The organism is Actinomadura sp. HBU206391, assembly GCF_014323665.1.
Classification (GTDB): domain Bacteria; phylum Actinomycetota; class Actinomycetes; order Streptosporangiales; family Streptosporangiaceae; genus Actinomadura_C.
In genome coordinates, this window is the sequence record NZ_JABVEB010000383.1 from 1 (window position 1) to 4,079 (window position 4,079).

At 71.5% G+C, this 4,079-nt stretch carries 3 protein-coding genes and 1 pseudogene; 3 read left to right on the forward strand and 1 reads right to left on the reverse strand.

The window, feature by feature from the left end; translation table 11 throughout:
- From HKK72_RS36850 to HKK72_RS36860, 3 genes and pseudogenes are all read left to right on the forward strand, one after another.
- Nucleotides 1-278, forward strand: a pseudogene (locus HKK72_RS36850) (SAM-dependent methyltransferase); the annotation flags it as partial.
- 24 nt (nucleotides 279-302) lie between these two features.
- Complete coding sequence (locus HKK72_RS36855; RefSeq protein ID WP_187239023.1) at nucleotides 303-1,553, forward strand: DNA polymerase IV; 1,251 nt, start codon at nucleotides 303-305, stop codon at nucleotides 1,551-1,553.
- A gap of 156 nt (nucleotides 1,554-1,709) precedes the next feature.
- Nucleotides 1,710-2,102 (forward strand): DUF3040 domain-containing protein, encoded by a 393-nt coding sequence (locus HKK72_RS36860; RefSeq protein WP_187239024.1) that lies wholly within the window; start codon nucleotides 1,710-1,712, stop codon nucleotides 2,100-2,102.
- 42 nt (nucleotides 2,103-2,144) lie between these two features.
- Here HKK72_RS36860 and HKK72_RS36865 read toward each other — a convergent pair.
- The coding region (locus HKK72_RS36865) for a transglutaminaseTgpA domain-containing protein (RefSeq protein ID WP_187239025.1) at nucleotides 2,145-4,079 on the reverse strand (1,935 nt) is incomplete at its 5' end.

Here is a 4,079-nt window from a genome sequence, read left to right on the forward strand (position 1 = left end):
GCCGCGTGCTGTCCGACCCCGACGGCCGATGGGGCGATCGCGACCCGGTTCCCCGGCGCTTCACCCGCGAGTCTCTCGCCGAGCTCGCCGGCCGGGCCGGTCTGCGGGCCGGTGAGGTGCAGGGCGTGCGGATCTTCGCCGATCTCGTTCCCGGCAGCCTCGTCGACGGCGACCACGAGGCCGCCGAGGCGCTGATCTCCCTGGAGGCGGCCGCCTCGACCCACCCGGTCCTACGCGATCTCGCCACGCAGCTCCACCTGCTGGCAGACCGTGCCTGACCCGGTGGGGCCGGCGACGGACGGATGAGCAGGAAGCAGCAGCTGCACCGGCCGGGGCCCCAGCCCGGGCCGCCGGGCGACGACACCGGCTGCACCGTCCTGCACGTCGACATGGACGCCTTCTTCGTGAGCGTGGAACTGCTGGGCCGTCCCGAACTGCGCGGCACGCCGGTCGTCGTGGGGGGAGCGGGACCGCGCGGCGTCGTGGCGGCGGCGTCGTACGAGGCCCGGACCTACGGCGTGCACTCCGCCATGCCGATGACCAGGGCGCGGCGGCTGTGCCCGCAGGCGGTGGTGCTGCCGCCGCGGCACGACGTCTACGCGCGGGTCTCCAGGGCCGTCATGGAGGTGTTCCGGTCTGTGACCCCGCTCGTCGAGCCGCTCGCCTTGGACGAGGCGTTCCTCGACGTCGCGGGGGCCCGGCGCAGGCTCGGCCGGCCGGCTGAGATCGCGCAGGTCATCCGGACCCAGGTGAGCGAGCAGCAGGGCATCACCTGCTCGGTCGGGGTGGCGAGCACCAAGTTCGTGGCCAAACTGGCCTCGACCAGGTGCAAGCCCGACGGCATGCTCGTGGTGCCCGTGGACGGCGTCATCGACTTCCTGCACGCCCTGCCCGTGGCGGCCCTGTGGGGTGTGGGAGAGCGCACAGAACAGACCCTCGCACGCCTGGGCCTGCTGACGGTCCACGATCTCGCCCAGGTGCCCCTCAGCGCTCTGCAGCGGGAACTCGGCTCCGCCCTCGGCGCCCATCTGCACGAGCTCGCCTGGGGGCGTGACCCGCGGCCGGTGGTCGCCACCGGCCAGGACAAGAGCATCGGCGCCGAGGAGACCTTCGACACTGACATCGACGAACCGGCGATCATCAGGCGCGAACTGCTGCGGCTGGCCGAGAAGGTCGGTGCCCGGCTGCGGTCCGGAGGGCACGTAGGGCGTACCGTATGCGTCAAACTACGCATGGCGGACTTCAAAACGATGACCCGCTCCCGCACTCTCAGGGAGCCTACGGATCTGGCACGTGTGATCTATGCCACAGTTTGCGAGCTCTACGAGGCGGCCGGGCTGGACCGGACGCCCCTGCGGCTCGTCGGAGTACGGGTGGAGAACCTCGGTTCCGCAGATGAGACCCCCCGTCAGCTGGCGTTCGACGAACCGGACACGAGCTGGCGAGAGGCGGAGCGGGTCATGGACCTGGCGGCGAGCAGGTTCGGCAAAGGGGCCGTACGGCCGGCGGTGCTCATGAACCGCCGTGACGGCAGTGACACGAGGGAGAGATGACGATGATCGGAGCGCATTCGCACTCCTACGCGCAGTCCTCGGTGGGACGTTTTCTTTCGTACGCTCGCTCCGCCTCGTATTCTGGGCATATCACCAATAGCCAGGGCCCCGTCCGGCAGTGGATTCTCGGCCGCGGGGCAGTCGTTGGGAGGCACCGTGCCGCTCTCTGAGCACGAGCAGCGTCAGCTCGACCAGATCGAGCGGGCGTTGTACGCCGAAGATCCGAAGTTCGCCAACACGGTCCGCTCGACGAACCCTCAGGCGCACTACCGGCGCCGTATCGTCAAGGCCGCCCTCGGCTTCGTGCTGGGTGTGTGCGCCCTGATGGCCGGCCTTGTCGTCAACGTCATGCCGATCAGCATCGTGATCAGCTTGACCGGATTCGCGCTGATGTTCGTCTGCTGCGTCTGGGGGCTGGTCAGCTGGAAGCGCATGACCGGAGTGGGCACCGAGCCGGAGACGCCGCAGAAGCGGCCCGACCGGACCTCCCGCAGCGGCTTCATGGAGCGGCTCGAAGAGCGCTGGCGGCGCCGTTCCCAGGGCGAGTAGCTGCATCGGCGGTAGGCGTCACCGCGGATGGGACTCCGTCCGTCAGCCGCGTCGGCGGGGCCTGGTCAGCCGGGTGCCGAGGGCGCTCAGCATGTCGATCGCGTAGAGTGCGCGTCCGCCGGCGCGCCGGAAGCTCGCCAGCGCAGAGGGAGGCATGAGCCTGGCCCGCCACCGGGTGCGCCCCGTCACCGAGCGGGCGAAGGCGTCGCGGACCAGCCGTGAATCACCGCGCAACGAGTCCATGTCGGCGGGGTCGGGCGCGTAGCGCGCGCGTTCCTCGGCGAGGGCGATGCGGGTGAGCGCGTCCACGGCCGCCGTGTCGAGCCGCACGTGCTCGGCGAGCCGGCGTGAGGTCGCTCGCGGGCTCTCGTTGGTCCGCCAGGGCAGCCTGTGGTCGATCGCGTCGGCCTTCAGCTGTGTCCAGGCGGCGTTCGCCCGGTCGCGGGCTCGTTGCCGCAGGAGTTCGTCATGCCGTTCGGCCGGCCATTCGGCCGCCTTTCCGGGCCGCGCACGGCCGGAGGCGAGAGAGTATCCGGCGCGTTCCCATCGGCGCCTGCGGCTCAGCGCCGCGACGCTCATCGGCATCGCCATGATCAACAGGAGGAGGGGGACCCCGGCGATCCACGCCGGTGAGATCCACCATCCTCCCGAGGTGTCGGACAGATCGCCGGCGCCCGTCTGGCCGAGGTCGTCTGGCCTGCGGCCCGGTGTGACGCCCGGCGAGGCGCTGGAGTCGGCGCCGGCCGACTCGCTCGGGGTCGGCGAGGCCTGGTCGCCCGGCACGGGTTCCTCGGCCGCGACGGGCTGGGTGTACGGGGGGACGCTTGCCGTGCCCTGACCCAGGCCGCCCGAGGGCGTCGGTTCGAATCGCACCCACCCGACGCCCTCGAAGTACAGCTCCGGCCACGCGTGCGCGTCCCTGGACCGTACGACCCAAGAGCCGTCGGGCGCCTGCGAGCCGGCCGTATAGCCCATCGCCACCCGGGCGGGAATGCCGAGGGTGCGGGCCAGCAGCGCCATCGACGCGGCGAACTGCTCGCAGTAGCCCTTCTTGCTCACCGTCAGGAAGTCGACGAGATCCGACACGTGCTTGGGCGACTGCCTGGACAGGTCGTAGGTGAACTCGCCCGAGTCGGTGAACCACTGCTGCAGCTTCACGGCCTTCTCGTACAGTGACGCGCCCTCAGCCGACTTGCTCATCGCCAGCCTCCTGATCCCCTCGGGGACCTCGCGCGGGATGGCGAGATAACGGCGGGTGATGTCGGGCGGGGCCTGCTCGGAGGCCGCGGTGAGCTGCGTGTCCGTGGGCTGCACCCGAAGGCTGTTCACGGTGTAGGCCCGGCCGCCCGCGGCGTCGCGCAGCGAGTAGACCATGAGCGACTGCGGGTCGACCCGCCAGTCGCCCTTGATGGCGACCTGGAGCGGCGGGTACGGCATCGGCAGGAACGTCATCTCCTTCACCCGGTCATCGACCTCGATCCGGGTGCTCACCGGGCGGGTCGGAGCCGAGCCGGTGCCCGGTGCGGGCGGGAGCGCGCCGTCGCCGATGCGGTCCCTGGCGGTGCTCTGCAGGGCGCTGTAGGTCCACCGGTCGCCGTCGAACCGGTCCAGGGCGTACATCCGCAGGTAGTCGGGACGCTCGCGGTCGTCGGTGCGGTAGGTCAGCACGACCGCGTCGTCCTGGCGGGTCAGCTCGCGCTTCAGGCTGACGAGGGGATCGGGCGTGGTCACCGACTGCGACCCCGACCCGCGGCCCCCCGCTCCGCCCATGCCGAACATGCCCCGCGGGTGGATGCCGGGGACGATGGTGGGCAGCAGCACCGCGATCGCCACGGCGGTGAGCCCGACGCGGTATCCGGTGGCGGCCAGCGTGGCGGCGCTCGGGCGTTCGCGGGGAGCCGTCGTCGACCAGCGCCGGGTGAAGACCGGCCGGCCCCAGCCCTGCACCTGCTCGCTGGAGTCGGCCAGCAGCAGCCC